This is a genomic window from Curtobacterium sp. MCBA15_007, assembly GCF_001864905.1.
GTDB lineage: Bacteria > Actinomycetota > Actinomycetes > Actinomycetales > Microbacteriaceae > Curtobacterium > Curtobacterium poinsettiae.
The window spans coordinates 66,276-66,557 of record NZ_MJGM01000016.1; the positions used below are offsets into that span (position 1 = coordinate 66,276).

The 282-nt window shown below is 71.6% G+C and carries 1 protein-coding gene; it reads right to left on the reverse strand.

Features of this window, described 5'->3' with window-relative positions; translation table 11 throughout:
- On the reverse strand, positions 1 to 236 hold a 236-nt coding region (locus BIU95_RS18625; RefSeq protein WP_217639435.1), incomplete at its 3' end, for a hypothetical protein.
- Positions 237 to 282: the final 46 nt, after the last annotated feature.

The following is a 282-nucleotide window of genomic DNA, read 5'->3' on the forward strand; positions in this document are numbered from 1 at the left end:
TGGCCGACGACGGACAGTGCACGAGCGGTGCCGGCGTACATCGCCGGCACCCAGAGGCCCCCGAGCGCGAGGTGGGCTGCACCCGAGTCGATGTCGTCGAGGACGCCAGTCCACGGGTCGCAAGCGGTGGCGGTCACGGTGAGTCCGCGTTCGGCGAAGAGGCCGCCCAGGTCGGCGACGTACTCGGGCAGGTAGTTGAGGCCGTTCGCGGTCGCCGAGATCTGCAGGGTGTCCATGGTGGTGCTCCGTTCGTGGGGTGCGGCGTGCCGGGCGTTGCCCGGC